The sequence below is a fragment of the Acidovorax sp. KPB24-07 genome (genome assembly GCF_057543315.1).
Genome location: NZ_BAAJYS010000519.1, coordinates 1 through 1979 on the forward strand (window position 1 = coordinate 1; position 1979 = coordinate 1979).

General features: G+C 71.1%; 2 protein-coding genes. Both read left to right on the forward strand.

Translation table 11 applies throughout. The features are described 5' to 3' along the window. Nucleotides 1-338: 338 nt before the first annotated feature. On the forward strand, nucleotides 339-1070 hold the full coding sequence (locus AC27IQ_RS23345) for a response regulator (RefSeq protein WP_487090976.1): 732 nt from the start codon (nucleotides 339-341) through the stop codon (nucleotides 1068-1070). A gap of 16 nt (nucleotides 1071-1086) precedes the next feature. After that, nucleotides 1087-1979: HAMP domain-containing protein (locus AC27IQ_RS23350; RefSeq protein WP_487090977.1), on the forward strand; the 893-nt coding region annotated here is incomplete at its 3' end.

Consider the following 1979-nt stretch of genomic DNA (forward strand, 5'->3'; position numbering starts at 1 on the left):
GCTCCAGGCCGCTGGCACCGGGGCCACGCCCTGCACCGAGGGGGCGTCGGCCCCCCCGAGCGCGGCACACCCGGCCACCAGGACGGACAGCGCGGCGCACGGCAGGAGGCGAAGGGATCGGTTCACGCGGACAGGACCTGGAGGGGGAAGGGCATGCGGGGAGGGTTTTCAGCGGGCATTGGGCCCGCCAAAATTCGCGCAGCCGTGAATACCGTGTGGAGAAAACGTGGAGACGCGCCGGGGCCGGTGCGGAGGGCGGCCCATGGATAATCGGCTGGCGGTGTGCCGCCCTCGGACCCTCCCCGGGCCCCGTGGCCGCCGCCCTAGCCCCTGGTGCCATGAACAGTCCTGCCCCCCTGCCTGGTCCGCTTGTCCTCGTGGTCGAGGACGAACCCGGGATCGCCAGCATCCTCACGGCCTACCTGCAGCGCGACGGACTGCGGGCGCAGCAGGCCGGCAACGGCCTGGACGCCCTGCGGCTGTTTCGCCAGCTGCGGCCCGACATGGTGCTGCTGGACATCCACCTGCCCGGCATGGACGGCCTGGACGTGCTGCGCGCCATCCGCGAAGAGGGGCAGACCCCGGTCATCATGGTCACCGCGCTGGCGGACGACATCGACAAGCTGCTCGGCCTGCGCCTGGGGGCCGACGACTACGTGGTCAAGCCCTTCAGCCCGCCCGAGGTGGTGGCCCGCGTGCGCGCCGTGCTGCGCCGCACGCGGTCGCAGGAAGCGCCCGCCACCACGCCGATCCGCGTGGGCCGGATCGAGATCGACCAGCAGGCCCATGCCGCCCTGGCCTATGGCGAGGACGGGCGTGCCCTGCCGCTGCCGCTCACGTTGACCGAATTCCGGCTGCTGGCCTGCCTGGCGGCGCAGCCCAAGCGCTGCTTCTCGCGCGGCCACCTGATCGAGCATTGCCTGCCCGAGAGCGACGCGCTCGACCGGGTGATCGACTCCCACCTGTCCAAGCTGCGGCGCAAGCTGCAGCAGGCCGGGCAGGGCGAGCTGATCGAGACGGTGCGCGGCATCGGCTATCGCCTGTGGCCCGGCGAGTCCGCCGAGGGCTGACCCGAGCCGCCGCGCCATGCAAGGCTCCATCCTCGATCGCATCTGGGTCCGCTTCGGGCTGTACATCGCCGGAACGCTGCTCGCCACCATGGGCCTGCTGGCGGCCAGCGTGGTCGTGTTCTCCGAAATGCAGTACCGCGATTTCTACCGCAGCCTGCCCGCCACCGTGCAGCACGAACTGGACGAGCTCAACGACCACGACCAGGAGGACAGCCCCCAGGCGATGGCGATCTATGGGCAGTACTGGCGCGGCGACCTGCTGTTCGGCGAGAAGTGGTCGCTGGTCGTCGGGCTGGTGGTGTGCCTGCCTTTCGGGCTGGCAGTGGGTTTCTGGGTGTCGCGCCTGGTCACGCAGCCCGTGGCTTCGATGGCCGAAGCCGCCACGCGCGTGGCCATGGGCGACTTCACCGTGCGGGCGCAGCCGGGCCGCTACAAGGGCGAGATGGCCGAGATGGTGGGCCACTTCAACCAGATGACCGATGCGCTGGAGGACATGGCGCGCGAGCGCCGTGCCACCGCCGCCTCCATCTCGCACGAGTTGCGCACGCCGCTGACCGTGCTGCGCGCCCGCCTGCATGCGATCTGCGACGGCGTCATCGAGGCCGACGCTGCCGAGTCGCGCGCCCTGCTGGAGCAGGTCGAGTACCTCGGGCGCCTGGTCGGTGATCTGCACACCCTGTCGATGGCCGAAGCCGGCCAGCTGTCGCTCAAGATGGCGCCGCAGGACCTGGCGGAACTGGTGCGCGAGGCGCTGGCCAGCCATGCCAGCCGCATCGCCGAACATGGCGTGGCGCTTGATTTGCAGGTGCCGCAGGCGCCACGCGCGGCGCTGGTGAATGCCGACCCCGACCGCCTGCGGCAGGTGCTCTTCAACCTGGTCGAAAACGCGCTGCGCCACGCGGGCGACGG

What these genes read in the sequence shown, in the direction of transcription:
- AC27IQ_RS23345 (WP_487090976.1), top strand. Translation starts at nt 339, where the DNA reads ATGAACAGTCCTGCCCCCCTGCCTGGTCCGCTTGTCCTCGTGGTCGAG.